This window comes from Pseudomonas sp. LBUM1640, from assembly GCF_059716225.1.
The window spans coordinates 3,415,236-3,441,837 of the sequence record NZ_CP166816.1 but is presented as its reverse complement, the minus strand read 5'-3'; the positions used below and the strand labels follow the sequence as shown (position 1 = coordinate 3,441,837).

Below are 26,602 nucleotides of genomic sequence, written 5' to 3'. Positions count from 1 at the left end.
AAAGACTCCTAATCAAAAAGAGGGGCACCGAGCTCGACAAAGGTTTCCCTGAGCGTCGGATAAAGGCTGTGATAGATGCGATGCGCCTGAGCGAAGACCTCGGCAGTGGCGGCATCCGGTGCCTGGCGCGTAATCGCCCGGCAGCTTGCCGCCGCGCTGGCCGAATCGGCCCACACTCCCACGGCCAGTCCGGCCACCAGCGCAGCACCGAACGCGGCCCCTTCGGCGGCACCCTCGGTGGTCAGCACGTCGCAGCCGAAAATATCCGCCTGAAGCTGGCGCCACAGCGGCGAACGCGCGCCGCCGCCGGAGGCTTTGATCACACGGCCCGCAATGCCCAGGGGCTGCATCAGCGCGTGCATGTCGGCGAGTGCGTGCACGGCCCCCTCCATCACAGCGCGCGCCATGTCGCCACGGTTATGGCGGCCAGTCAGGCCAACGAAGGCCGCGCGCAGTTGCGGGTCTGGATAGGGGCAGCGTTCACCATTCAAATAAGGCAGGAACAACAGGCCATGGGCGCCCGGCGCGCTGTCGCCCGCCTCGGCCATGATCTGATCGAACGAAGCACCGGCACAAAAGGTGTCGCGGAACCAGTTCATCGAACCGCCGGCATTCAAGGACACGCCCATGCAATGCCACTTGTCCGCCGCGACGTTGCAAAACACCTGCAAGCGACCGTCGGGGTTGTCCTGGGGTGCATCCAGGGCCGCCGCAAGAATCCCGGCGGTGCCGATGGTGGTTTGCAATTCGCCCGGCGCAATCACCCCGGAGCCGATGGTCTGGATGACCGAATCACCACCACCGCCAGCCACCGGCAAGCCTGCGGGCAGGCCGAACAACTGCGCGCCTGCCGCGCTGATACGGCCCGAAATCACTTGGGACTCGAACACCGGCGGCAGCAAGGCCGGATCAATCCCCAGCGTCTCGACCAGGCCGGTCGCCCATTGCCGCAAGCGCACATTGAACAGGCCGGTACCCGAGGCGTCCGAGACTTCGCTGGCGACCTCGCCGGTCAGGCGCAGGCGCAGGTAGTCCTTGGGGTTGAGCACGCAGGTCGTGCGTGCAAACAGTTCCGGCTCGTGGCGTTGCATCCAAAGGATCTTGCCGCCGGTGTAACCCACCAGCATCCGATTATTGGTGGCCGCCAACAAACCCTCGATGCCACCCGCGGTCTCGGTGATCCATTCACATTCGGCGGCGTTGCGCTGATCGTTCCACAGGATTGCCGGGCGCAACACGCGCTGCGACGCATCCAGCGGCACCAGCCCGTGCATTTGCCCGGACAGCCCCACACACAGCAACTCCACGCCTGGCGTCCTGGCCAGCACGCCGGCAATGGCGCGGCGTGCGCCTTCTATCCACAGTTCAGGGACTTGTTCAGTCCAGCCGGGCCTGGGTTGCGAGAGCGGGTACATCGCCGTGTCGGTGGCAATCACCGCGCCGTGGATATCGAGCAGCAATGCCTTGCAACCCGAGGTGCCTATATCAATGCCAATGAGTGCCTGCATGGCTCAATTCCCTACACCATGGTGCAGACGGATATGCTTGAAGTTGAAGTACTCCAGCAACCCTTCGCGACCATGCTCGTAACCCACACCACTCTGTTTGCGGCCACCGTAGGGCGCATTCATGATCCCGGCGTCGACGTTGTTGATGGCCACGTTGCCGTAGTCCAGCCGGGCCGACAGCGTATGAATCTCGGCCAGGTCGCGGGCATAGACGTAAGACGCCAGGCCATAAGGGGTGTCGTTGGCCAACGCGATCGCTTCGGCCAGGTCGTCGAACGGTGCAACGCCCACCAGCGGGCCGAAGGTTTCTTCGCTCATGACCAGCATCTGGTGCGTGCAGTCGGCGACGACGGTTGGGCGCATAAAATGCCCATTCGCATATTCGGCACCCTCAGGCGCCTTGCCGCCGGCGATCAAGCGAGCGCCCCTGGCCAGTGCGTCCTCCAGGTGCGCGCGGGTTTTATTCAGGGGTTCGGCGGAGGCCATCGCGCCCAGGTCCGCGCCTGGATGTTCAAGGCCGTTGTGCACACTCAGGGCATCGGCGGCAGCGCCCAGCTTGCTGAGGAATACCTCGTAAAGGGAGCGGTGGACATAGATGCGGTTGATCGCGATACAAATCTGCCCGCAATTACGGAAACTGCGGCGGGCCGCGCCTTTCACGGCGGCATCCAGGTCGGCGCTGGCCGTCACCACCATCGGGCAATTGCCGCCCAACTCCAGTGACAGGCGCTTGACCTGCGGGCAAGTGCGCTGGATATGCAGGCCAACGGCGCTGGAGCCGGTAAAGGCCACTTTGCTGATCTGCGGGTGCTCTACCAAGGCTTGCCCGACCTGCGAGCCCTTGCCGGTCAACACGTTGACCACACCAGCCGGAATCCCGGCTTCCATGCATTTTTGCGCAATCGCCAAGGCGGTATAGGGCGTTAATTCAGCGGGTTTGATCACAATCGTGCAACCCGCCGCCAGGCTGGCGCAGAGTTTCCAGCCCACCAGCTCCGCCGGGTAGTTCCACGGCGTAATCGCCGCAACGACACCGATCGGCTCACGCACCACCAGGCTCTGAAAACCCGGCTGGTCGTTGGGCACGATCTCGCCGTGTACGCGGGTCGCTTCCTCGGCATAAAAGTGGCAGGCCTCGGCGAGCTTCAGCACTTCGCCCTTGGCCTCGTTCACGGGCTTGCCTTGTTCTGCCGTCATGATCTGCGCCATGTTCAGCGCGTCAGCACGGATCAGGTCGCCCAAGCGATGCAGAGCACTGGCGCGGGTTTTCGGTAACTCGCGGGACCAGGCGGCAAAAGCGTGATGGGCGGCAGACACCGCCTCTTCGATTTCCTGCGCGGTGGCGGCAGCGATGTGGCCGAGCACTTCACCTGTCGCGGGGTTCTCCACCGGCAAGCGACCGCCCGCGCCTTGACGGAATTGGCCATTGATAAACAAAGCGCCTTGGAGCGCGGCAATCGACTCGGAGAGAGAATTATTGTTATGCATGGGACTGCTCCGTCACCTATCTCTGCGGTTGAACCACTGACTTAATTCAAAAATATAGTATTGCTAGATTTTTGCAATAGCCCGTTGAAAACTCATACTTCTCAGCTCCGCACTCAAATCGATCACTTACGCCTGAAACACTTAATATTCGTCTTGTTTTTCAATATTTTAGTACTAAAAGACAGGTTTTAACCGGAAAAAAGCGATTTCTTTCATGCGAGATGGCTTGACCGTGCTTAAAATCAAAACGTAGCATTACTAGATATCAACAATAAGGAAACCTGCTCATGCTGCCCATCTCACTTAAAAACGCCAAACTGGTAGGTCGGGTCTGGCTTCCCGGCAAAGGCCCCTGCGTGGTTATCCTGCGGGAAAACGTGCTGATTGATGTCACCTCATCCGTGGTATCCATGGCCGATTTTCTCGACAACAACCCCGCCGAACGCTTCGACACACTGTCTGGCGAGCCCATTGGCGATCTCGCCGACCTGATCCTTGAGCCCTCCGAGATGGGCTATCACTCCGACCGCCCTTGCCTGCTGGCGCCCTGCGACTTCCAGGCCTTGAAAGCCTGCGGCGTGACCTTTGCCAGAAGTATGGTCGAACGTGTGATTGATGAACGAACTGCCGGCGACCCGGGCCGTGCCAACGAGTTGCGCGCGCTGATCGGCTCACTGATTGGCGATAGCCTGTCCAGCGTTCAGGCCGGCTCACCGAAGGCCGCCGAGATCAAGGCCGCCTTGATTGCCGAAGGGTTGTGGTCCCAATACCTGGAAGTGGGCATCGGCCCCGACGCTGAGGTGTTCACCAAATCCCAGCCCATGGCGGCAGTGGGTTATGGCGCACAGGTCGGCATCAACCGTATCTCGCAATGGAACAACCCCGAACCGGAAGTGGTACTGGCGGTGGACAGCCAAGGCAACATTCGCGGCGCCACCCTTGGCAATGACGTGAACCTGCGCGACGTTGAGGGCCGCTCCGCCCTGCTGCTGGGCAAAGCAAAAGACAACAACGCCTCCTGCTCGATCGGCCCGTTTATCCGCCTGTTTGATGAACACTTCACGCTCACCGACATTGAAAACGCGACCCTGACGTTGTCGGTCAGCGGCCTCGACGGTTTTGAAATGTCCGGCGGCTCCAACATGGCCGAGATCAGCCGTAAACCGGCCAACCTGGTCGCGCAGGCGTGCAATGACTCGCACCAGTATCCCGATGGCTTCATGTTGTTCCTCGGTACGATGTTCGCGCCAACCCAGGACCGGGAGAAAAAGGGTTCCGGCTTTACCCATAAGCCTGGCGACCTGGTGGATATATCCACACCGCTGCTCGGCACCCTGCGCAATACCGTGGTTTATTCCGACGAGGCAGCGCCCTGGACCTACGGCACACGCGCCCTGATGCGCAACCTGGCAAAACGGGGGCTGTTATGAGCCAGGCGAACCTGAAATTCGTGGTCACCGACCAGGCCTTCGGCAATACCCGCCATGAACAGGCCGCCGCCGCCGCAGCAGGTGCTGTATTCGTTGAGCACCAGTGCCGCACGGAGGATGAAACCCTCGAAGCCGTGCGTGGCGCCCAGGCCGTGTTGAATAATTTTGCGCCGATGACGCACCGCGTGATGGAGGCCATGGCGCCGGGCGCAGTGGTGGTGCGTTACGGCGTCGGGGTGGATAACGTCGACCTGGTCGCCGCCAAGGCATTGGGCATACGGGTGTGCAATGTGCCGGACTACGGGGTTGAAGAAGTGGCGGACCACGCCGCCGCCATGACCCTGGCGCTGGCCCGCAAGCTGGATTATTACGGCACCGGCATTCAGGGCGGCGAATGGAAAATCGCGCAGATGGTCGACGGCATACGCTCCTTGCGCGACACCACCGTCGGCCTGATCGGCCTGGGCCGCATTGCCCGCGCCTACGCCGCGCGCATGGCGGCATTCGGCTGTACCGTTGTCGGCTATGACCCTTACGTCACCAACCAACAGGCCCGCGCTTGCGGTATAGAGCCAATGTCACGCGAAGAGGTGATCAACTGCGCCAACGTGTTGTCGCTACACGTGCCACTGACTCCCGAGACGCGCCATGTCATCAACGTTGATGCCTTGGCCCGCATGCCCAAGGGCGCCATCCTGATCAACTGCTCTCGCGGCGGGCTGATTGATGAAACGGCGTTGGCTGCCGCGCTGGTCAGCGGGCACCTGACCGGCGCCGGGCTTGATGTGTTTGAAAAGGAGCCGCTGCCCGCCACTTCGCCCCTGCGCACGGCGCCGCATGTGCTTATGTCACCGCATGCGGCCTTCTTCTCGGACGCGTCAGTAGATGCACTGCAACGACTGGCCAGCGAAGAAGCCCTGCGCGGCCTTCGTGGCGAGGCCCTGCGCTGCCCACTGACCTGAGAGGCAGACGATGAACTACCTTGAAAAACAATCGCTGAACGGCAAGCTCGCCCTGGTAACCGGGGCGGGCCAGGGTATCGGAGCAGCCATCGCCGAGGCGTTGGCCGCCACCGGTGCCGAAGTCATCTGCACCGACATTGTGCGCGAACGCGCCCAGTCCACCGCACACGACCTGAACACCAAGGGCTACAGGGCCCGGGCCGAAGCCCTGGACGTGACCGACAGCGCGGCGATCAACACCCTGGCCGCCTCCCTCCCAGCGCTGGACATATTGGTGTGTAACGCCGGAATCGTCACCAACACCCCCGCTGAAGCAATGACCGATGAGGAATGGGACAAGGTCATTACCGTCAACCTGACGGGCGTGTTCCGCACGTGCAGGGGCTTTGGGCGGCGAATGCTGGAGGCCGGGCGCGGCTCAATCATCAACATCGGCTCGATGTCCGGGCTGGTGGTGAACGTACCCCAGCCGCAGTGCCACTACAACGCATCGAAGGCAGGCGTGCATCAGCTGACCAAGTCGTTGGCGGTGGAATGGGCAAAACGCGGCGTTCGGGTAAACGCCGTTGCCCCGACGTATATAGAGACGCCACTGCTGCACGGGCTGGAAAATCAGCCGGGCCTGATTCAGAAGTGGCTGGACATGACGCCCGCCGAACGGATGGGGCAGCCCCATGAAGTCGCTTCACTTGTTCAGTTTCTTGCATCGGAAGCGTCCAGCCTACTGACGGGTTCAATCATCACGGCCGACGCTGGCTATACATGCATATGAGGTGTCATCAAACATAAATATATTCTTAGGGCATGCTGTATTTAAAAATAAGATTCCGTGTGCCTGATACACGCTGAGATAAAGCATACTGCGGAGCGCATTAATGTTCACCTGACTATCGATTTCGAGACGTCATTGATCGGCCAACAAGCGAATACCCTTGAATGGAGGGTTGAGTGGATCAAACGCTAAAGTTTCAAGCGCTGCAGTATTCGGCCTTCGACGGTTGAAACAGCTTGGGTTAATGGAAAAGCGATGATGAAATAAATCACGGCAATCAACGTTAATACTTCAATGGGGTGCCCCGTCGCACTGGATACATTGCGGCCCACGAACATCATATCCACCATGCCGACAGCCGAAACTATGGCTGACTCCTTGAACACTGAGACAGCGTTCGACAATAAAGTCGGTGCTGCCCGTAACAACGATTGGGGAAGGATCACATACAGCATCATGACGCGCCCCGGAATGCCCAGCGCAACACTCGCATCCCATTGTTCTTTCTCGATAGTCGCAAACGCCGACCGGAAAGACTCGCTGCAGATGGCCGCCATGTACATCATCAGTGCAAAGAACGCAGAAAAGAACGGGCTAGTCTCAATTCCAAATAGAACCGGGAAGCAAAAGAACACCCAAAACAGCTGAATCAGTACGGGAACACCACGCAAAAACTCAACAATGGCTGTAGCAATCGCTGAAAGAACGAAAGAGCTGTAGGTCCTTATGTAGGCGAGGAAAAATCCTACCACCGCGCCCACCAAGATGGCTGCCAGCGCCACTTGTAACGTGATCAGCAGCCCCGAGCCTATCACCGGCAAAAACTTCCAGAGTATCGAAAAGTCGAACGTGTACGTCATGATCGGCCCCTTACTTTAAGTCGATCAATCGACTGGTACGCTTGCCGACAAACTCGACGATGCGACTCATGACCAGGGAAATCAGAAAGTAGACCCCCGCCGCTACTGTAAAAACTTCTACCGGTCGATACGTTTGCGAGGCCAATTGCTTGGATTCATACATCAAGTCGTTGACGGCAACGAGTGCCACCAACGCACTTTGCTGGATCATGCCGATGCTGTTGGTCAACAACACGGGCACCGCCAGCCTCAGGGCCTGGGGGAAAACCACGAAACGGTAATACTGCGTGCGCTTGAGCCCAAGCGCCACGGCCGCATCGCTATGAGCACTCGGTACTGCCTGAATCGCCGCCCGATAAGCCTCTGCGTTATACGCCGTCAGATTCAGGGAAAACACGATCACGCCCATAGTGAAGGGTTCCCAGAACACATTGAACAGCACCGGTACGCAGTAAAAGAACCACACCACCTGCACCAGTGCGGGCGTGCAGCGAAAAATTTCTATGTACGCTCGAATCGGCAACCGTACGATGCTGTAAGGGCTGATGGAGAGCAACGCAACAACAAAGCCGGTGAAAGTAGAGATCGTAATCGTGAGCGCTGAAAGTTCCAATGTAATAAGCAAGCCGGACCAGAGCTGCCCGGCGTTATTAATGACGGAGTGGAAGTTCATTATTCAACCCTCACTCGGACCCACCGGACCTGATTGATTTCAGAAACTCTCGGGTTCGCGGCATTTTGGGCGAACCAAAGAACTCTTTGGGAGGCGCGGATTCAACAATAATGCCCCCGGCACAAAATACTATTTCGGTTGCAATATTCTTCGCAAAGCTCATGTCGTGCGTCACGATCATCATAGGCATGCCTGCATCGGCTAACTCCGACATCATGCCCTCCACTTCAAACACTAACTCTGGGTCCAGGGCCGAAGTCACCTCATCGAATAGCATTAACTTGGGGTCAAGCATTAAAGCGCGAGCAATTGCCACCCGTTGCTTTTGGCCACCGGACAACCTTGCGGGGGGGGCATCCAGTTTGGTAGCCAACCCAAATCGCTCCAGCAGACTCTCGGCCTTTTCATTTGCCACCCTGGGCGATACTCCATGGGCACGCACCGGCGCCAACGTCAGGTTCTGTCGAACCGTCAAATGAGGAAACAGCGTGTAATGCTGAAACACCATGCCGATTTGCTTTTGCAACTTACGGTTGATCACGGTCTTGCCATTGCGCCCGGTGGAAACGTAACGCTCGCCATCCATTTCGATGCAACCGGAGTCAATATCTTCTAGCCCCATGACACAGCGCAGCATGGTGCTTTTTCCGCCACCGCTGGGTCCTACAATAACCAGTCGGTCATTGCGCTCGATCAGGCGGTCCAAGCCGTTGAGGACTTTGAGCGCGCCGAGGCCATAACTTTTATGCAAGTTCGAAATCTTGATGAACACGTCGGACACCTCGGTATCTCTCACAAGAACTGTGCAACGGAACCGCCGACTGGCGGCCCCGGTCACTACCATCGTTCGAATCGTTACTGGGCGGTTGGCTTGGCAGAGTACTTCTGGGTAAGACGACCAACGCTGCCGTCTGCCGCTTTCTGTTCGATGAAAATATTGAAAGCCTCAATGTCGTCCAGGGGGACCGAACGACGGAAACCATAGGCTATCCCCTGTTTTGCCAGCGCCGGGTCCGGCGTTGCAGCGACAGCCCAACCCTCGTTGGCATTGATGAACAGTTGGTTAGTGACCGAGTCAGCGACTGATACATCAGCACGACGACTCGAAACCGCGAGACCTACATCACCAATGTTAGGCAGCTTCAGAATCTTGGCTTTGTGAACCCGGGCAGACAGTGCCTGCTCTTCGGCGGTCCCGCCTACGACGGCAAAGGTAATGTTTTCGTTATCAAAGTTTTTTGAAAAGTCGCTGATTGCTTTAATTTTTGGGTTGTCTTTGTTGTAGACCAGTGACACTTCAAAGAACCGCGAGGGCTCACTGAAATGAATGACCATCGCCCGCTGTGGTTTACGGTTGATCGCCATGGCCACATCCCATTTATTGCTGTTGAGGCCGGCGATCATATTGTCCCAGTCGGTGTCGACGAACTGGACCTTGACTCCCCCCAGCTCCTTGTCGGCAAATTCGCGAAGCAGATCCACGAAAATGCCGCTGTACTCTCCGGTTTGCGGATCGCGAATCACATCGGGTGGTGCCAAGCCGGCGCCCGCTCGGAGTACACCTGCCTTTTGTGCATTAGCCCACAGCGGCTCCGTGGCGGGCTCAGCCGCCATCGCCAAGTCTGAAAACACGAGTACTGCAACGACTGTGGCGAAAGCTGTTTGAGTGAAGCGCTTCAAGTAATTTTTCATGGAAATCGTTCCGGTTGTGTTGAGCAGGAACCAGCTTCTGGTTCGTCAATAGGCAGGAATGCAACCAATTTTTTATTATGTAAACGTTTACATGACATCATCTTTCCAAAAGAGAGTCAAGGGAGGTAACAATTTTTTAAAAGTCGGAAATAGCCCGTATTTACTGGGCGAAAAGCGCACTCAAAGAAGTCAAAAAAGAAATAAATGCTTCTTTTTGAGTCTTTTTTTCTGAAAATTGCCTTGCGTCAGGACTGAAAAAACCAGCGAGAAGGCGACACTCGGGGAGAATGAAATGCAGAGCGGTGGGACCGTAATCACCCTGCATTACAGCGATCAGCAACGACCGCTGTGTTGTAAGCGTCACTGTTGCACACGTTGGGGCTGGAAGACTGATGCAGTTGTTTACTGACGCGGCAGCGGCTCCACCTACATTGGTCCATGCACCGCATTCGTCACCTCGCTTGGTGTAATACCAAAACGTCCACCCCCATAATCACGGACTGCCGTAATGCTGCACCTCGGTCGCAGAAGGATCGAAGCGCCCTTCCATCTCGGTAACAAACCCCTTCAATGGCATCAAGCGCTCTCCTGCATACCCTGGGTATTGCTCCTGATATGGCGGCGCATCAGACAAACTGCGTAATTGGTCAAGGCTTTGCGCCACGTAGGCAACGCTGACAAACTGCGCGCCTGTGCGGTCGTTCACCCAGCGTTCAAACGCGATAGTGCCACCAGGCGCTGCGTCATTTTCGGGGTATTCAGCGATTTTCCAGTCGAAACCCAGCAACGTGCGCAACTGGGCGATGTTGCTGTCGTGGCCCACGTACGCCAACCATTTGGTACCCGGCGGGCTGCCCAGGGAGGCAGGTTGCAGGGCCAGGAGGATTTGTCCGAGCAATTGCGAAGCACCCCGCTGGGCAATGTAAGGTACGTGATTGCTCAACGCGTACTTGCCCGAACGCAACACCATCAAGCGCGATACATCTGCCGCGCTGCGCCCTTCGCCAAACGCCACCTGGTCCAGTGGCAGGCCTTCGGCGTATTGCATGCGAAAGGTTTCGCTCATGGCCGCGCCCACGCTCAACGGACCGCTGAGCTTAATGGTGCCGGCCTTCTCTTTCAGCGCCCAGGGTTGCTCGCTCAGGGCACAACTCTTTTTCCCGCAGGGCGTCGGCACGCCGACCAATTGCTGCATGGCCAATACAGGCGCGGCGAAGCGCTCGCGAGCGACGTCGACGCTGCCGCCCATGGCAGCCAGCATCGCCGCCTGGGTGCGCGCCGGGTCCAGTGGCGCCAGGCCATTTTCATCGCCGTGGAACAGCCGGTCTTCACTTTCGCGCACATGATGTACGGCTACGCCGCAGCCCGGGAACATCCCCTCGAGCAACGCCGCACTGGTGGCCTGGGTACGTGCTACCGGGCTGGACCACACGTAGGCCTCCCCCGCCTGCGGGCACTGCCCGGCCTTGAACAGGCCGAGCGAATCCAGCGTGCGGCGCTGCCATTGGCCCAGCAGCACGGTGGCAGCGCGGCCGTGGGCGGTTAACTGGCCGTCCTGGGTACCAAACGCCGGCCAGGTCTTGGCTGACCAGCGTTGCAACTCGGCGGTGTCGGTAGCCGGGCGGATGCCGTGGCGCATCACCAGCACCACCTTGTCCAGGCGCAGGCCGGAGGTGTTCAGTGGCGCGGCCACCGATGGAAGCGCCAGGCACACGCCCAGCGCCAAACCCGCGTACTTCGATAACGTCGACTTCATCATCACGGGCCTAGAAGTCATAGCGGGTATTGAGGCTTAACGTACGTGGCGAACCCGGCTGCAGGTAGTTTTCCTGGTAGTAGGTCCAGTACTTCTTGTTGGCAAGGTTGGTGACGTTAGCCCCCAAGGTCAGCGCATGGCCATCGCCCAGACGCAGACGATAACCGCCCCCGGCATCGAACAGGCTGTAGGCCGGCAGGGAGTGCACGTTGCCCGAGTCCACCGCCATTTCGCCGATACGCTGGGCGCCGGTGTGCAGGAACATCCCCGGCACCATGGGCACACGGTACGTGACCTGCGTCGCGGCCTGATAGTGCGCCGCACCGGCTGCACGGTTTCCGTCCACACCGTCCCCCGCGTCGTGGTAAGCCGAGTCCAGCGACATGACGCTACCTTCCACGGTCAGGTCCGGTGTGGCATCGACGCTCGCGTTCAGTTCCAGGCCCTGATAGCGGACGGTGCCGCTTTGCACGTAGACGTTGGCGTCGTTGGTGTACTCGGCGCCACGGTCAATGCGAAACGCTGCGGCGGTGGCACTCCAGTTACGCTGCTGGGCTTTCACGCCCACCTCGTATTGCTTGCTGCGCAGCGGGCCCAGGGTCTGGTCGGAGTTGACGGCAGTGGTAGGCGCAGTACCGCCGCTCTCCAGGGATTCGACGTAACTGGCGTACAGCGTCACGTCCTGGGTCGGCTTGTACATCAACGCCACGGTCGGGGTTGCCGGACGGGCCTTGTATTGCGTCGCCGAGGAGGTGGCGGAGTCGTGGGTTTGCTCACGGAAGTTTTCGTTGCGAAGGCCCGCCAGCAACGACCAGTGCTCGCCCAGGCCGATAGTGTCGCTGGCGAACACCGCACTTTCCTTGACGTTGTCGTCGCCATAGGTGCCGCCGCTGTAGTCGATGTTGTACACCGAGAAAATCGTCGGGTTGTACAGGTTGCCTTTGCCCACGGTGGTTTTGGGAGTGACCACGGATTTGTCCGAGTTCAGTTGCGAATAGCTGGCGCCCAGTACCAGGTCGTGAGTGAACCATCCCGTGGTGAACTTGCCTTCCAGGGTGCCCATGGTGTCGTTGTAGTCGTAAGCGTGGTACTCGGACGTGACCTTGTCGGTGTAGGCGCCGGCGTCGCTGGAAATCTGGTATTGGTCCTTCGCGTAACGGCGTGTCGAATCGGTGTAGCGGTACGCCAGTTTACCGGTCCAGTCGGGCGAAAACTTGTAGGTGGCGCTCACGGTCGACAGGCTGTAGTCGACATCGGTGTAGGAGCCGTTGCTGTACAAGCGCTTGCTGCCATCAATCGGGCTGGGCAAGGCGTTCTTGGTGTTGACGATGATGTCGGTGCCGCCGCTGGTAGTGCGCTTCTGGTACAGGGTGTCGAAGTCGACGCTCAGGTCATCGCTGAGCTGTGCGTTCAGGGCCACGCCGACCGCCGTGCGGTTGACCTTGGCGTCACCCGAAGCGGCATCGCCCTCCTCGTGCACTACGTTGACCCGGTAGCCGAAACGCGGGTCATCCAGGCGCCCTCCGGCGTCCAGATGTTCCTTGTAGAGGTTGTCGGACTGGTAACCGGCGTCGACGCTGAGGGTGGTCTTGTCGGTAGGCCGCTTGGTCACGTAGTTGACGATGCCACCCGGGCTGCCGAAGCCATACATGAAGCCCGACAGGCCTTTAAGCACATCGACCCGCTCGAACATCTCGAGAGGCATTTCCACACCGCGGTTGATGTTGGCCATGCCGTCGACCTTGTAGCCGTTCAGGTCATCCAGGGGCAGGCCGCGAACGGCCAGTGTGGCTGGGTGGGTGCCGTAGCTGGAACTGATGGAGGTGACCGAGGCGTCGTACTTGACGGCCTCAGACAGGATGCCCGCCTGACGCGCCTGGATTTCGTCGCTGCTAACGCTCCTGAACGAGAACGGCGTGTCGATCACCGCGTGGCTGCCCAAGGCACCGCTGTTGGTCTGTTGGTGTAACGCCGGTTTGCGCTTGGCAGCCTTTACTGTGACTTGAGGCAACGTGGCCAACGTACTGTCGTCGATGGCCGCGGGAACATCGGCCGCAAAAGACGGCAAGGCCAGGGCAAACGCTGCGAAACCGAGACCTGCACGCAGATACAACGGGGATTTGCGAAACATGACTGCACCTTCGAAAACGGCCGTTCACGGCCTGGTTGATTTCTGTGGCGCGCACTTCGCCGTGGCCGGCTGTAACAGCCGACCGAGGGCGTTGGACGAAGGCGACGCGGTTGTTAAGGCGTTACGGCCTGGGTCACAAAGCCGATCTTGTCCAGGCCACCGGACTGCGCAGCAGCCATTACCTGCACCACCTTTTCATAGGGGGTGTTGCGCTCGGCACGCAGATGCAACTCCGGCACAGGCTGACGTGCGGCGGCCTCGGCTATCAGTGGAGGCAAGTCAATGTCGCTGATGTCGCGGTCGTCCCAATGCAGGTGCCCGTCGCTGTCCAGCGCCAGGTCCACGAAGGGTGGCGGCTTGTTGTCTTGCTGCGCGGCGGCCTTGGGCAAGTCAATCTTCACCGCGTGCTGGATGGCCGGGACGGTGATGATGAAGATCACCAACAGCACCAGCATCACGTCCACCAGTGGCGTGGTGTTGATCTCGGGATTGAAGCCGTCCTCTTCCAGATCGTCACCGTCCAGCAACCCACCGGCCATCAGACGTACTCCGCCTGAGCGTTGAACGTGCTGCGCGCAGGCTGCCCACCGCGCGGGGTAGCACGGGCGCCGATCACCAGCAGGTCGTGCAGCTCGAAGGCAAACTTGCCCAGTTCAGCCAATGTCTGTTTGTTACTGCGCACCAGCAGGTTGTAGCCCAGGGTGGCCGGAATGGCCACGGCCAGACCCAGGGCGGTCATGATCAGGGTTTCACCGACGGGGCCTGCGACCTTGTCGATGCTCGCGTCGCCGGTCAGGCCGATCTTCATCAACGCGTGATAGATGCCCCACACAGTGCCGAGCAAGCCGACAAAGGGTGCACTGGAACCCACAGTGGCCAAAACCGCCATGCCGCCTTGCAATTGCCCGCCCACGGTCAGGGTGGCTTGGCGCAAGGCGCGGGTCAGCCATTCACTGAAGGCTGGCGGGTTCATGTCGCCATCCAGCGCATCACGGTGCTGGCGTGCGGCGCTGACGCCGGCGTGGGTGAGTTCGGCGTAGGCGCTGCGATGACCCAGTTGTTGCACGCCATCCTTGAGCGTCGCTGCGTTCCAGAACGCCGCCAGCAATTTCGGTGAGCGCAGGCGATGCAGTGCCAGGCGCACCAGCTTGTCGAGCATCACGTACCAAGACGCAACCGACATCACCAACAACATCAGGGCTACCCCGCGGGTGACAAAATCGGCCTCTTGCCACAAAACATTCAAACCCAGTGTTCCGGTTTCCATGTGTATTTCCTTTCTTTGAGGTGAGCGCTGCCCTGACCGGGAGGCCCTTCGTTAAAAGTGGGCGGGGTTAAACCTGCATGAGTGCTAACTGTCGAGCTGGAATCGCAGCGGGACGATCACGTAAACCGACACCGCATGCCCCTCCTCCAGATAAGGCTTGAACAGTGCGCCGCGTACCGCCGCCCTGCCCGCCTCGTCGAGGTTGCCGAAGCCGGAGGAACGCACCACGTCCACCGCGCCGGGCTTGCCGTGTTCGTCCACCAGCACCCGCAGAATTACGGTGCCCTCGTGGCCCTCTTCGCGGGCACTGTCGGGGTATTCGGGTTGCGGTTCATGCACGTATTCGACGCCACGGGTGAGTGTCTTGGGTTGAGGCGGTGGTGCGGGAGTTGGCGCTGGAGTTGGCATGACTGCTGGTGCGGCGGCCGCCGTGCTGGTAGTCGCGGGGGCGGTTGTTGCGACGGCCGCAACGGGGCGTTGCAGCACATGCGGCTTGGCCACGGGTTTAGGCCGGACGACTGGCTGAACGGCCACAGGCGGCGGAGCGACCGAGGCAACGGGCGGTGGTGGTGCGGGTGCGGGTGCGGCAGTGGCGGCTGGCGCCGGACTCGGTTCATTGATGACCGAAGCGTAAATAGTACGAATCACCGGTGGTGCAAACGCCGGGGTCGATGACCGGCTCACCACGCTCAATGCCACCACATGCACCGCCACCACCAGCGCCACCGCGCAGCCTCTGCGCAGTAATCGTGAGGCATTGCCGGCAGGCAATGGCTGAAGGTGCAGCAGGGGTGTCAGCGTCGCATCCACGATTGATTTCCTCCAGGCCGGTAGCCGGGTACATCGGGCGCATTCCCTGCGAAAGTTGGGCCCGAGGCCCTGTATAGGCGCCTCGTGACAGGTGTCGCAGGAATATAGGAGTGACGAATGACAGATGCGTGACAGAGAAGGATTATCAAGTAAGCAGTTTGTTACAACTACGTCGGCGCCAACCGGCAAGACCTCCTAAACGGTCATTACGGGATTGAATCCACGTCACACGCCTCTTTGTGGCTGCTCAATGGCGCGCTCATGCTGGTCGGTATTGGCAGCGCAATGTTGCTCTCTGCGCTGGCTCTGCTCGTATGTTTTGGCGTGAGCGTGTTCGTGTCGCGCCGTCCCTGAGCGCAGGGTGCCTACTGCTCCCACTGGGGATAGCTGAATCGCTCAGCCAGAAAAGTGATCTGAATGCCTCACGCCCACCCCTCGAGGCGCAATGTTGCGCGGATCAACCGCTGCTCCTCGACTTCGATTTCCTTGAGGTTCTCACAAATGCTACGCAGGTGAGCAATGGCCGCTTTGCGCGCTTGGTCCGGCATACGCCCGATCACGGCGTTATAGAGCCTTGCGTGCTGGCGGTCGATTTGGCGTTTTTGCGGCTCGCGGTGATAGAGATTATTGACCGAGGCAAACACCGTATTGAGCAGCAGGTCTGTGAGCGAACGCAGCGTCTGTACCAGCACCGGATTGTGTGAGGCCTCGCAGATTGCCAAATGAAAGGCATGATCAAGCCGGGCATGCTCGCCGGTATCCAGACTTCGGGTATGTGCGTCAACCAGCGTCTGGTAGCTACGGGTGATCAGTACAAAATCGGCCTCGGTCCCGCGTAATGCAGCCAAGCGTGCGGACTCCCCTTCAAGAAGGCTGCGTACCTCGAACAGATCGTAAAGTGTGCGTGGCTGCGAGCTGAAAAGATGCATCAGCGGCGACGCAGCACCGTGGCTCGACAGGTCGGCAACGTACGACCCCTTGCCGTGCTCTGTGTCGATAATTCCACGCGCACGCAACAGCTTTAACCCCTCGCGAAGCGCCGTACGGGATACGCCAAGTTTCTCGGTCAGGCGCCGTTCGGACGGCAACAATTGCCCGGTCTTGAACACACCGTCCACGATCAAGCGCTCGATGCGTTCACAGACCACGTCTGCGACCTGGGGATTTCGTCTTGAACCTGTGCCGTCCATCCTGCCTCCGAGTGGTATTACCAGTACAAGCTTCTTTTTACAGGTATCCAATACCAGAGATTAACTACATGTTTTTAAACTTATTTATCTGATATCCAAAAACACAATAAATAAAAAACTGGTTCGACCAGTAAAACATCGCATAGACAGTAAAACGCCTCAGGTCAATGATGCAAGCCAGCCGTAACCGCAACAGCCTCTAATAAAAACAATTGAGAGTTGCCACCTGCCTATGAACATTCTCTACGATGAGCGCGTCGACGGCGCTCTGCCTGACGTCGACAAATACGCACTTGTAAAGGCGCTGCAGGCGCGATTGCCCGATCTGGAGATCCTGCAGCAGCAAGAAGAACTCAAGCCCTACGAATGCGACGGCCTGTCGGCCTATCGCACCACGCCAATGGTGGTGGTACTGCCCCGCCACCTCGATGAAGTTCAGGGTGTGCTCAGGCTGTGTCATGAGCGCCAGGTACCGGTGGTGGTGCGAGGTGCAGGAACGGGCTTGTCGGGCGGTGCCCTGCCGCTGGAAAAAGGCGTGCTGCTGGTGATGGCGCGTTTTAACCAGATACTGCACATCGACCCGGATGCGCGTACCGCCAGGGTTCAGCCTGGGGTGCGCAACCTGGCGATTTCCCAGGCGAGCGCGCCGTATGGCCTTTACTACGCACCGGACCCCTCCTCCCAGATCGCCTGCTCCATCGGCGGAAACGTTGCCGAAAACGCCGGCGGCGTGCACTGCCTTAAATACGGGCTGACGGTACACAACCTCCTTAAGGTCGACATCCTCACCGTTGAAGGCGACTACCTGAGCCTGGGCTCGAACGCCTTCGACTCTCCAGGTTTTGACCTGCTGGCCTTGTTTACCGGCTCTGAAGGCATGCTGGGCGTGATCACCGAAGTGACGGTCAAACTGCTGCCAAAACCGCAGTCTGCGAAGGTGCTGCTGGCTGCCTTCGATTCTGTGGAAAAGGCTGGGCGCGCGGTCGGCGACATCATTGCTGCCGGGATTATTCCCGGTGGCCTGGAGATGATGGACAACCTGGCGATACGTGCCGCCGAAGACTTTATTCACGCCGGCTACCCGGTCGACGCACAAGCCATTCTGCTCTGTGAACTGGACGGTGTTGAAGCCGACGTGCATGAAGACTGCGACAGAGTCCGCCAAGTGCTTGAGCTGGCGGGCGCCACCGAAGTACGCCAAGCCCGGGATGAGGCAGAGCGCGTGCGGTTCTGGGCAGGACGCAAGAACGCGTTCCCGGCGGTGGGCCGGCTGTCACCGGACTATTACTGCATGGACGGCACCATTCCACGGCGCGAATTGCCCGGTGTACTGCAGGCCATCGCCGCGCTATCTGCTGAGTACGACCTGCGGGTGGCCAACGTCTTTCATGCCGGTGACGGCAATATGCACCCGCTGATTCTGTTTGATGCCAACCAGACGGGCGAACTCGAGCGTGCCGAAGCGCTGGGCGGCAAGATCCTGGAGTTATGCGTGAAGGTCGGCGGCAGCATCACCGGTGAACACGGTGTGGGCCGCGAGAAGATCAACCAGATGTGCGCGCAGTTCAACAGCGACGAGCTGACCCTGTTCCATGCGGTCAAGGCAGCGTTCGACCCGAGCGGGCTGCTCAACCCAGGCAAGAATATTCCGACCCTGCATCGCTGCGCCGAGTTTGGCGCGATGCACGTTCATATGGGCCAGCTGCCCTTCCCTGAACTGGAGCGTTTCTGATGCGCAATCAACTCGATATCGATGCCAGTGGTGCGCTGCTGGAGCAGGTCAATCAAGCGTTGCGCGATGCAACGCCTTTACGTATCCAGGGTTCCAACAGCAAAGCGTTCCTGGGGCGCAGCGTTGCCGGTGATGTACTCGATACCCGGGCCCACCGCGGCATCGTCAGCTACGACCCCACCGAACTGGTCATAACCGCACGCTGTGGCACGCCATTGGCGGAGCTTTCCCAGGTATTGGACGCGGCGCAGCAGATGCTGCCTTGCGAGCCTCCAGGCTTCGCTGGCACCGCCACGGTTGGCGGCATGATTGCCAGCGGGTTGTCGGGGCCACGGCGCCCCTGGTCGGGGTCGGTGCGCGACTTCGTCCTGGGAACCCGGGTGATTACAGGCCAGGGCAAGCATCTGCGCTTTGGCGGTGAGGTCATGAAGAACGTCGCCGGTTACGACGTGTCGCGGTTGATGGCCAGCAGTTACGGAACACTGGGCCTGATCACCGAAGTTTCCCTCAAGGTGCTTCCCAAGCCTCGTCAAACCTTGAGCATCAGCCTGGAAATGGGCAGCGAACGTGCCTTGCAGCACTTGGCGCAATGGGGTCAGCAACCGTTGCCAATCAGTGCGGCGTGTCATGACGGTGAACGCCTGCACCTGCGACTGGAAGGCGGTGAAGGCTCGGTAGCTGCGGCCCATGACCGGCTCGGTGGCGAGCTGCTGGACGGTTCGTACTGGGCCGATCTCAACGAGCATCGATTGAGCTTCTTCGATGCGGGTCAACCACTTTGGCGGCTGTCGCTACCGAACAACACACCGATGCTCGACTTGCCCGGCCAGCAATTGATCGACTGGGCCGGGGCCCAGCGTTGGCTTAAGTCTGGCGCCGACGCTGCGTTGATTCGCCAGGTTGTCGAAAAAGCCGGTGGGCATGTGACCTGCTATAGCCACGGCCACGCCGATAGCCCGTTCCAGCCGCTACCGGCGGCTCTGATGCGCTATCACCAAAACCTCAAGCGGCACCTGGACCCCAGCGCAATCTTCAACCCCGGACGCCTTTACGCGGAGCTTTGAGTGATGCAGACCACCTTGAGTGAACACGCCAGCCAACTCCCACGCGCCGCGGAAGCAGAACGCATCCTGCGCAGTTGTGTGCACTGCGGCTTTTGCAATGCAACCTGCCCGACCTACCAGCTGCTGGGTGATGAGCTGGATGGGCCCCGAGGCCGCATCTACTTGATCAAGCAGGTTCTGGAAGGCAATGAAGTCACCCGCAAGACCCAGGAACACCTGGATCGCTGCCTGTCCTGCCGTAATTGCGAAACCACCTGCCCCTCCGGCGTGGAGTACCACAACCTGCTGGATATCGGCCGGGCGGTGGTTGATGCGGCGGTGCAAAGACCCCTTGCCCAGCGGCTCCTGCGCCAAGGGTTACGCAAACTGGTGCCTAATCCTGGGTTGTTCAAAGGTTTGATTGGCAGCGGCCAGGTCTTGCGTGCATTGCTGCCAGGCCACCTCGAATCAAAATTGCCGCGCAGCGCTGAGCCGGCCAAGCAGCGCCCCGTCTCCCTGCATGCGCGCAAGATGCTGATCCTGGAAGGCTGCGTGCAATCAAGCCTTTCGCCCAACACGAACGCGGCTGCCGTGCGGGTTCTCGATCAACTCCAGATCAGTGTCACCTCGATCAAACAGGCCGGCTGCTGCGGCGCGGTGGAATACCACCTGGACGCTCAAGCGGCCGGGCTTGATCGAGCCCGTCGAAACATTGATGCCTGGTGGCCGAGCATCGAGCTTGGGGCCGAAGCCATTGTGCAGACGGCCAGTGGCTGTGGGGCGTTCATCAAGGAATATGGTCACTTGCTGAGCACCGACCCGGCCTACGCCGACAAGGCAAGAAGGGTCAGCGCCCTGGCCAAAGACCTGGTTGAAGTGCTACGTGACGAGCAACTGGAGCGGCTGGGAGTTAAAAGCGCTCAATCAATTGCCTTCCATTGCCCCTGCACCTTGCAGCACGCGCAGAAGCTCGGCGGAGCCGTCGAGGCGGTGCTCACAAGCCTTGGCTTCAACCTCACCGCTGTTGCGGATGGTCACTTGTGCTGTGGGTCGGCGGGCACCTATTCAATTACCCAACCCGAACTGTCACTGCAACTGCGTGACAACAAACTCAATGCCCTGGAAAGCGGAAAACCCGACGTGATCGCCACGGCCAATATTGGCTGCCAGACCCACCTCAGTGGCGCGGGTCGCACCCCTGTGCGGCATTGGATCGAGTTGGTTGAAGCTGCGTTGCCCTGACCGAACCCCTGGAGAAGCCCCATGAAAAGCAAAGCCATATTGAGTCAACTCGAAATCAACCAAATCCTGAACGCTGCACGTGCCGAAGCACACAATAACCAGTGGGCGGTGACCATCGCGATTGTTGATGACGGCGGCCACCCTCTGATGCTCGAACGCTTGGACGGTTGCGCCGCGATCAGCGCCTACATCGCCGTTGAAAAGGCGCGCACCTCCGCATTGGGTCGACGCGAATCCAAAGGCTACGAAGACATGGTCAATGGTGGGCGGCACGCCTTTTTATCAGCGCCATTGCTGACATCCCTGGAAGGCGGCGTACCGATTTTCGCCGATGGGCAAGTGATAGGGGCCGTCGGGGTTTCCGGCGTTAAAGCCGAGCAGGATGCACAGGTCGCGAGGGCTGGCGCGCAATGCGTGAGCTGAACACAAAAGCAAAGCAACCGAATGAACACCGTATGATGGAGATGCACAAAGTGACCGATTTCGTTAACTGCCATGGCCTTAAAGTCGCCCCCGTCCTGCAGCATTTTGTGGATGCTCGGGTGTTGCCCGGAACGCAGCTTTCCCCTGAAGCGTTCTGGAGCGGTTTTGCAAGCCTGGTGCATGATTTGGCCCCCCAGAACCGCGCGCTATTGGCTGAACGTGATCGGCTGCAGATGGAACTGGACGACTGGCACCGAACCCATCCGGGGCCCGTCACCGACATGCAGGCCTATCAGGAATTTTTGGCGGAAATTGGCTACCTGCAACCGCAACCCGACGACGTCAACGTCACCACCAGCAACGTTGACACCGAGGTTAGCGTGCAAGCAGGGCCGCAACTGGTGGTGCCTGCGGTTAACGCGCGCTACGCGCTGAATGCCGCGAATGCACGCTGGGGGTCGCTGTACGACGCGCTCTACGGTACGGATGCGATCCCTCATGAGCACGGTGCCGAACCTGGCGCACGTTACAACCCGGTGCGTGGAGCCAGGGTTATTGCGTTTGCACGTGCTTTCCTGGATGGGGCATTTCCTTTGAGCAATGGCTCACACGCAGCCGTTGCTCAGTACACGGTCGAAGGCGCAACACTGCGGGCGACTCTGCAAGATGGCACCCAGGCAGTGTTGTCGGATACCACACAATACACCGGGTACCAGGGTGTGCCGACAGATCCGGTCGCCATTTTGCTGAAACACAATGACCTGCATGTGGAAATACAAATCGACCGGCAAAGCCTCATCGGTCAAAGCGATGGTGCGGGCGTCAAGGATCTGCTGATTGAGTCCGCACTTTCCACGATCATCGATTGCGAAGACTCGGTGGCAGCGGTCGACGCGCAAGACAAAGTCCAGGTCTACAGCAACTGGTTGGGCCTGATGAAGGGCGACCTGACGGAAAGCCTCGAGAAAAATGGCAAAACCATTATCCGCCGCCTCAACCCGGACCGGGTGTACACAGCCGCAGATGGCAGCTCGTTGACACTCCCTGGGCGCTCATTGCTTTTCATCCGCAACGTCGGGCACCTGATGACCTGCCCGGCCATTCTCGATAACACCGGGCTTGAAATTCCAGAGGGCATTCTCGACGGCGTCATCACCAGCCTGATTGCTCTGCACGACCTGCAGCGCAAGGGCAACTCACGCACTGGCAGTGTCTACATTGTTAAGCCGAAAATGCATGGCCCTGCCGAAGTCGCTTTCGCCGACCACGTGTTCAACCGTATCGAGGACCTGCTTGGGCTCCCACGGCACACGCTGAAGATTGGCATCATGGATGAGGAGCGACGCACCAGTATTAACCTGAAGGCCTGCATCGCCGAAGCGTCGTCAAGGGTAGCGTTTATCAATACCGGGTTCCTGGATCGAACCGGCGATGAAATGCACACGTCCATGGAAGCCGGCGCGATGTTGCGTAAGGGCGACATGAAAAACACCGCCTGGATCAAGGCCTATGAGCTTAATAACGTGCTGGTCGGGCTGGACTGCAAGCTGCGCGGGCGAGCCCAGATAGGCAAGGGCATGTGGGCCATGCCCGATCGGATGGCAGATATGTTGGCGCAGAAAATCGCCCATCCAAAGTCGGGTGCGAATACCGCTTGGGTCCCCTCCCCGACAGCCGCCACATTGCACGCACTGCACTATCACCAAGTCAGCGTACGAGCGGTGCAGGAGTCACTCGAAGGCACCCGGTCGGGCAGCACCCGGCAAACGCTTCTGGATGGATTGCTCAGCGTGCCGGTTGTTACCGACAACGAGTGGTCGGCGGATGAAATCCGCCAGGAAGTCGAAAACAACGCGCAGGGTTTACTGGGCTATGTGGTGCGCTGGGTCGAACAGGGTATTGGTTGTTCGAAGGTTCCCGATATCCATAACGTGGGATTGATGGAGGATCGCGCAACCCTGCGTATTTCCAGCCAACACATGGCCAACTGGCTGAGGCATGGGGTTATTACTGAAGCTCAAGCCCTGGAGGTCCTGCAACGTATGGCACGGGTGGTCGATGAGCAAAACGCGGCAGACCCCCACTATGCCCCGATGGCGCCTGACTTCTACAGTTCGTTGGCATTTCAAGCGGCTTGCGCGCTGGTGTTCGAAGGACGAGCCCAACCCAATGGTTATACCGAACCGCTGTTGCATAAATTTCGGCTCACGTTCAAGCAGTCGACGGTTTAAACCATTCGGAACAGGTTTCACCTGCGCCGCCAGCGCCCGATGCATTGCGTCGGGCATTGGCGCTTTGGCAGGTAGCGGCGGGCACTCTGGGTTTAGGAGCACCGTCGATCCGTCACCCTTCGCCGCATCTCGTCCTTCACCCGCACACGCCCAGCGTTACGAATTTTCTCATCGTCGGACCGCGAAAGTAATCGATTACATAGCCGAGCACTAAAACAGAGCAGCGAATGTGACATATCAGCTCATTTTGATCGTTGAAAGTCTTTAAAGGCTGTAAATACGGACTATATTCTATCAATAGAACGTAAAACTCCGCAAAAGACTGGCATATGAAGGCAGTCAAGGCCGCTGAAAATCGATATGGCACGCTTTCTGCTTTTGCAGATGTAAAGGATTACATTACTTACCATCAACCAAAGGTATGAAGAATGAACGTGAAGCAGAAACTGGTTACCACCACCGCTCTGGTGTCGCTGATGGCAGCCGCGGCACCCGCCATGGCAGACAAACTCGACGACGTGATCTCGGCAGGCGAGCTTAAATGCGGCGTCATGCTGGACTACCCGCCTAACGGTTTCCGTGACTCGTCCAATAACCCGACAGGTTATGACGTCGAGTATTGCCAGGACCTGGCCAAGGCGTTGGGTGTCAAACCGGTGATTGTCGAAACGCCCTCCCCTCAGCGTATTCCGGCGCTATTGTCGAGCCAGGTCGATATCTCGATTGCCAGCGCAACCATCACCCTGGAGCGCGCAAAAACGGTCGCCTTTACCTCTCCTTATTCCTCATACAGCTTTGTCGTGGTCGCGCGCAAAGACGCGAACATCAAAACGTTTGATGATTTGAAAGGCAAGCGTGTAGCCGGCGTACGTGGTGCAGCAGAAGACTCGCTGTTCCAGAACTACTTCAAGAAATGGAATGACGCCAGCGGCCAATACCTTACCGTCAGCAATGACAGTGACCGAAACCTTGCACTGGCCCAAGGCAAGGTCGACGCCTTTATCGTCAATGTTCAAGCGGCCAGCGAGCTGATAAAACTGCCTCAGTACCAGGCGTTTCATACCTGCTGCGATGCCCCGTTTCCCAAGGACACTGTTGGGATGATGGTGACACGCGACAGTACAGACTTCCTTCGTTTCACCAACTTGTTTCTGCACCAGCAGCAAGTGAGTGGCCGTTACGCAGAGCTGTACAAGAAGTGGTATCAAGCCGACGCCCCTGCCCTGGACAAGCTTTAATTACGTTGAACGGTGGGAGCCTTCGGGCTCTCACCCTATTGAAGGAGGGGCGATGCCTTGAACTATCACTTCCAATGGGCGCCAGTATGGAAGGCGTTCCCCGACTTGCTGCCCGGGTTGCTCATGACCCTGGAACTGACGCTGCTCGCGTTCGTTCTCGGGTCAGTGATTGCATTCGTATTGACTTGGGGTAAATCCTCGAGCAATCAATTCGCGAAGGGAATCTGCGTCAGCTGGATCGAGATTGCGCGCAATACTCCGTGTTTGTTCCAGATCTATATGGCGTACTTCGGCCTGGGGGCACTCGGCGTTGATGTGAACTCCTTCTATGCCGTGCTGGGCGCTATTACGTTCAACACGGCCGGGTACCTGGCTGAAGTGATTCGCGGCGGAATAGAAGGTGTTGACCCGCGGCAATACCGTGCGGGTACCGCTCTGGGAATGAACCGGCGCCAAACATTCGTGCGAATCATCCTTCCTCAATTGGTGCCGTTGATTTTGCCTGGCGCCGGTAACCAGTTGATCTGGAGTCTGCTGAACACGTCGTTGGGCATGGTTGTTGGCCTTCAGGAACTAACCGGAGCCACTTACACCGCCCAGTCGCTGACCTTTCGCTCGTTCGAGTTTTTTATTGCTACCGCAATCATCTATTACGTGCTCGCCAAGTTGGTGACGCTGATGCTTTACGGGGCCGCTCGGCTGTACGGCGGAAAACGGAGAGCTCAAGCATGAACAGTGTGCCGTTATTCTCGGGGCTGCAGCCCAATGACCTTCTCTACTTGCTCCAGGGGGCAGGACACACACTCTGGCTCGCGCTCTGGGCGATCCTTTTGGGCACATTGCTGGGCTTTTTGATGGGCTGGCTGAGATCGGTATCAAAGATCGGCAATGGCCTGATCATGATACTGGTGGATGTTTCCCGCTCTGTTCCGCTGCTTATACAGTTAATCGTAGTGAACGCTGCGTTGGCCGCCTTTCGTTTTCCGTTAAGCCCGTTCTTGTGCAGCGCACTCGTACTCACCTTGTACATGGCCTCGTTCTGCTCGGAAATCTACAAGGGTGGATTCGAGGCGGTACCGCAAAACCTGCAGAAGGCGGCACGGTCTCTCGGCATGAGCTACCTGCAGGCATTCGTCAGCGTCACCGCGCCTATCATGCTGCGGCGCACATTTGCCTCATGGATCGGCATTGTCCTGGGTGTCCTGAAGGATACCTCCCTGGCTGCGGTCATTGGCTACATAGAGCTTCTGCGTGGATCACAAATCATCGTTACCCGAACTCAGGAGCCACTGTTGGTGCTGCTGATCGTCGGCGTCTTTTACTTCCTGTTGTGCTACCCCATCGCTCGTTTGGGTGCCAAAGTTGAAAAAGGTCTAAGTCAATGATCGAAATCAAGAACGTCCATAAGTCCTACGGCAACCTGAGCATTTTGAAGGGTGTCGACATGAGTGTTGAAAAGGGTGAAGTGGTATCGATTATCGGGCCAAGCGGCTCTGGAAAATCAACCCTGCTTCAGTGCATCAATGGCTTGGAAAGCATCAGTGACGGCAATATTTGTGTCGATGGCATCGATGTTTTCTCGCGAGCTACTGACCTCAATGCGCTTCGGGCGAATGTAGGCATTGTGTTCCAGCAGTACAACGTATTCCCCCACCTTTCAGTGCTCGACAACGCGGCATTGGCCCTCAAGGTTGTTCGCAAGATGAAGCGCCAGAATGCCGAGGAAGTGGCCTACGCCCAGCTCGAAAAAGTCGGGCTGGGCGATAAGGCGAACATGTCCCCTACCCAGCTATCCGGTGGCCAACAACAGCGCCTGGCGATCGCTCGCGCCTTGGCGATGCAGCCTCGGTACATGCTGTTTGACGAAGTCACCGCTGCACTTGATCCGCAGTTGGTACGTGAGGTGCTCGATACGCTGTTGATGTTGTCGACTGAAGGGATGACGATGGTGCTCGTCACGCATGAAATTGCCTTTGCCCGAGAGGTTTCCAGCCGGGTTGCCTTCTTCGACGCCGGCAAGATCGCAGAGATTGGCCCTGCGGCCCAAGTCATCGACTCACCCAGGAACGTGCGTACGCAGCAATTCCTTTCCCATCAGATTCACTGACAAACACAAACGGCGACGCACATTCATGGAGGGCGTCGCCGTTGTCT

The 26,602-nt window shown here is 58.8% G+C and carries 24 protein-coding genes; 12 read left to right on the top strand and 12 right to left on the bottom strand.

Features of this window, described 5'->3' with window-relative positions; all coding sequences use genetic code 11:
• Window positions 1-8: 8 nt before the first annotated feature.
• On the bottom strand, window positions 9-1,508 hold the full coding sequence (gene xylB, locus ACA065_RS15425) for a xylulokinase (protein WP_497695268.1): 1,500 nt from the start codon (window positions 1,506-1,508) through the stop codon (window positions 9-11).
• A 3-nt stretch (window positions 1,509-1,511) separates the two neighbouring features.
• Window positions 1,512-2,996, bottom strand: a complete 1,485-nt coding sequence (locus ACA065_RS15420) for an aldehyde dehydrogenase family protein (protein ID WP_497695267.1) — start codon at window positions 2,994-2,996, stop codon at window positions 1,512-1,514.
• Window positions 2,997-3,283: 287 nt separating this feature from the next.
• Between ACA065_RS15420 and ACA065_RS15415 the strand changes: the two genes are divergently transcribed.
• Genes ACA065_RS15415 through ACA065_RS15405 form a run of 3 tightly spaced genes read left to right on the top strand, consistent with a single transcriptional unit; the run spans window position 3,284 to window position 6,160 of the window.
• The gene (locus tag ACA065_RS15415) at window positions 3,284-4,426 is read left to right on the top strand and encodes a fumarylacetoacetate hydrolase family protein (RefSeq protein ID WP_497695266.1); all 1,143 of its coding nucleotides are present in this window, start codon (window positions 3,284-3,286) and stop codon (window positions 4,424-4,426) included.
• Window positions 4,423-5,388, top strand: a complete 966-nt coding sequence (locus ACA065_RS15410) for a C-terminal binding protein (protein WP_497695265.1) — start codon at window positions 4,423-4,425, stop codon at window positions 5,386-5,388. Before ACA065_RS15415 ends, ACA065_RS15410 begins: the two co-directional genes overlap by 4 nt.
• Before the next feature lie 10 nt (window positions 5,389-5,398).
• Window positions 5,399-6,160 carry an SDR family NAD(P)-dependent oxidoreductase gene (locus tag ACA065_RS15405; protein ID WP_497695264.1) on the top strand — a complete coding sequence of 254 codons (762 nt, stop codon included), beginning with the start codon at window positions 5,399-5,401 and terminating at the stop codon, window positions 6,158-6,160.
• Window positions 6,161-6,348: 188 nt separating this feature from the next.
• Here the strand turns inward: ACA065_RS15405 and ACA065_RS15400 are convergent, their stop codons facing one another.
• From ACA065_RS15400 to glcC, 10 genes are all read right to left on the bottom strand, one after another.
• Window positions 6,349-7,020, bottom strand: a complete 672-nt coding sequence (locus ACA065_RS15400) for an amino acid ABC transporter permease (RefSeq protein ID WP_497695263.1) — start codon at window positions 7,018-7,020, stop codon at window positions 6,349-6,351.
• 10 nt (window positions 7,021-7,030) lie between these two features.
• The gene (locus ACA065_RS15395) at window positions 7,031-7,693 is read right to left on the bottom strand and encodes an amino acid ABC transporter permease (RefSeq protein WP_497695262.1); all 663 of its coding nucleotides are present in this window, start codon (window positions 7,691-7,693) and stop codon (window positions 7,031-7,033) included.
• A 10-nt stretch (window positions 7,694-7,703) separates the two neighbouring features.
• Window positions 7,704-8,465 carry an amino acid ABC transporter ATP-binding protein gene (locus ACA065_RS15390; protein WP_497695261.1) on the bottom strand — a complete coding sequence of 254 codons (762 nt, stop codon included), beginning with the start codon at window positions 8,463-8,465 and terminating at the stop codon, window positions 7,704-7,706.
• An 83-nt stretch (window positions 8,466-8,548) separates the two neighbouring features.
• Entirely contained in the window at window positions 8,549-9,385 is an 837-nt protein-coding gene (locus tag ACA065_RS15385; protein ID WP_497695260.1) for a substrate-binding periplasmic protein, read from the bottom strand.
• A 493-nt stretch (window positions 9,386-9,878) separates the two neighbouring features.
• Complete coding sequence (locus tag ACA065_RS15380; protein WP_497695356.1) at window positions 9,879-11,144, bottom strand: histidine-type phosphatase; 1,266 nt, start codon at window positions 11,142-11,144, stop codon at window positions 9,879-9,881.
• A 7-nt stretch (window positions 11,145-11,151) separates the two neighbouring features.
• Window positions 11,152-13,272: a TonB-dependent receptor gene (locus ACA065_RS15375; protein WP_497695259.1), complete on the bottom strand. Its 2,121-nt coding sequence runs from the start codon at window positions 13,270-13,272 to the stop codon at window positions 11,152-11,154.
• A gap of 113 nt (window positions 13,273-13,385) precedes the next feature.
• Entirely contained in the window at window positions 13,386-13,811 is a 426-nt protein-coding gene (locus tag ACA065_RS15370; protein WP_497695258.1) for an ExbD/TolR family protein, read from the bottom strand.
• Window positions 13,811-14,539 carry a MotA/TolQ/ExbB proton channel family protein gene (locus ACA065_RS15365; protein WP_497695257.1) on the bottom strand — a complete coding sequence of 243 codons (729 nt, stop codon included), beginning with the start codon at window positions 14,537-14,539 and terminating at the stop codon, window positions 13,811-13,813. Before ACA065_RS15365 ends, ACA065_RS15370 begins: the two co-directional genes overlap by 1 nt.
• 84 nt (window positions 14,540-14,623) lie before the next feature.
• Complete coding sequence (locus tag ACA065_RS15360) at window positions 14,624-15,349, bottom strand: energy transducer TonB (RefSeq protein ID WP_497695256.1); 726 nt, start codon at window positions 15,347-15,349, stop codon at window positions 14,624-14,626.
• 422 nt (window positions 15,350-15,771) lie between these two features.
• A complete protein-coding gene (glcC, locus tag ACA065_RS15355; protein WP_497695255.1) occupies window positions 15,772-16,539 on the bottom strand; it encodes a transcriptional regulator GlcC in 768 nt (255 codons plus the stop codon).
• Window positions 16,540-16,771: 232 nt separating this feature from the next.
• Between glcC and glcD the strand changes: the two genes are divergently transcribed.
• The 9 genes from glcD to ACA065_RS15310 all read left to right on the top strand — a co-directional run bounded on the left by glcD (window position 16,772) and on the right by ACA065_RS15310 (window position 26,555).
• Window positions 16,772-18,271, top strand: a complete 1,500-nt coding sequence (gene glcD, locus ACA065_RS15350) for a glycolate oxidase subunit GlcD (RefSeq protein WP_497695254.1) — start codon at window positions 16,772-16,774, stop codon at window positions 18,269-18,271.
• Complete coding sequence (glcE, locus tag ACA065_RS15345; RefSeq protein WP_497695253.1) at window positions 18,271-19,335, top strand: glycolate oxidase subunit GlcE; 1,065 nt, start codon at window positions 18,271-18,273, stop codon at window positions 19,333-19,335. Before glcD ends, glcE begins: the two co-directional genes overlap by 1 nt.
• Window positions 19,336-19,338: 3 nt before the next feature.
• Window positions 19,339-20,556 (top strand): glycolate oxidase subunit GlcF, encoded by a 1,218-nt coding sequence (glcF, locus tag ACA065_RS15340; RefSeq protein WP_497695355.1) that lies wholly within the window; start codon window positions 19,339-19,341, stop codon window positions 20,554-20,556.
• 21 nt (window positions 20,557-20,577) lie between these two features.
• Window positions 20,578-20,979: a heme-binding protein gene (locus ACA065_RS15335; RefSeq protein ID WP_497695252.1), complete on the top strand. Its 402-nt coding sequence runs from the start codon at window positions 20,578-20,580 to the stop codon at window positions 20,977-20,979.
• Between the two features lie 50 nt (window positions 20,980-21,029).
• Window positions 21,030-23,210, top strand: coding sequence for a malate synthase G (locus ACA065_RS15330; protein ID WP_497695354.1), 2,181 nt, complete (start codon window positions 21,030-21,032; stop codon window positions 23,208-23,210).
• A 428-nt stretch (window positions 23,211-23,638) separates the two neighbouring features.
• Window positions 23,639-24,448, top strand: a complete 810-nt coding sequence (locus tag ACA065_RS15325; RefSeq protein WP_497695251.1) for a transporter substrate-binding domain-containing protein — start codon at window positions 23,639-23,641, stop codon at window positions 24,446-24,448.
• 57 nt (window positions 24,449-24,505) lie between these two features.
• A complete protein-coding gene (locus tag ACA065_RS15320) occupies window positions 24,506-25,180 on the top strand; it encodes an amino acid ABC transporter permease (RefSeq protein ID WP_497695250.1) in 675 nt (224 codons plus the stop codon).
• Complete coding sequence (locus tag ACA065_RS15315; RefSeq protein ID WP_497695249.1) at window positions 25,177-25,833, top strand: amino acid ABC transporter permease; 657 nt, start codon at window positions 25,177-25,179, stop codon at window positions 25,831-25,833. Before ACA065_RS15320 ends, ACA065_RS15315 begins: the two co-directional genes overlap by 4 nt.
• A complete protein-coding gene (locus tag ACA065_RS15310) occupies window positions 25,830-26,555 on the top strand; it encodes an amino acid ABC transporter ATP-binding protein (protein ID WP_497695248.1) in 726 nt (241 codons plus the stop codon). Before ACA065_RS15315 ends, ACA065_RS15310 begins: the two co-directional genes overlap by 4 nt.
• Window positions 26,556-26,602 lie beyond the last annotated feature (47 nt).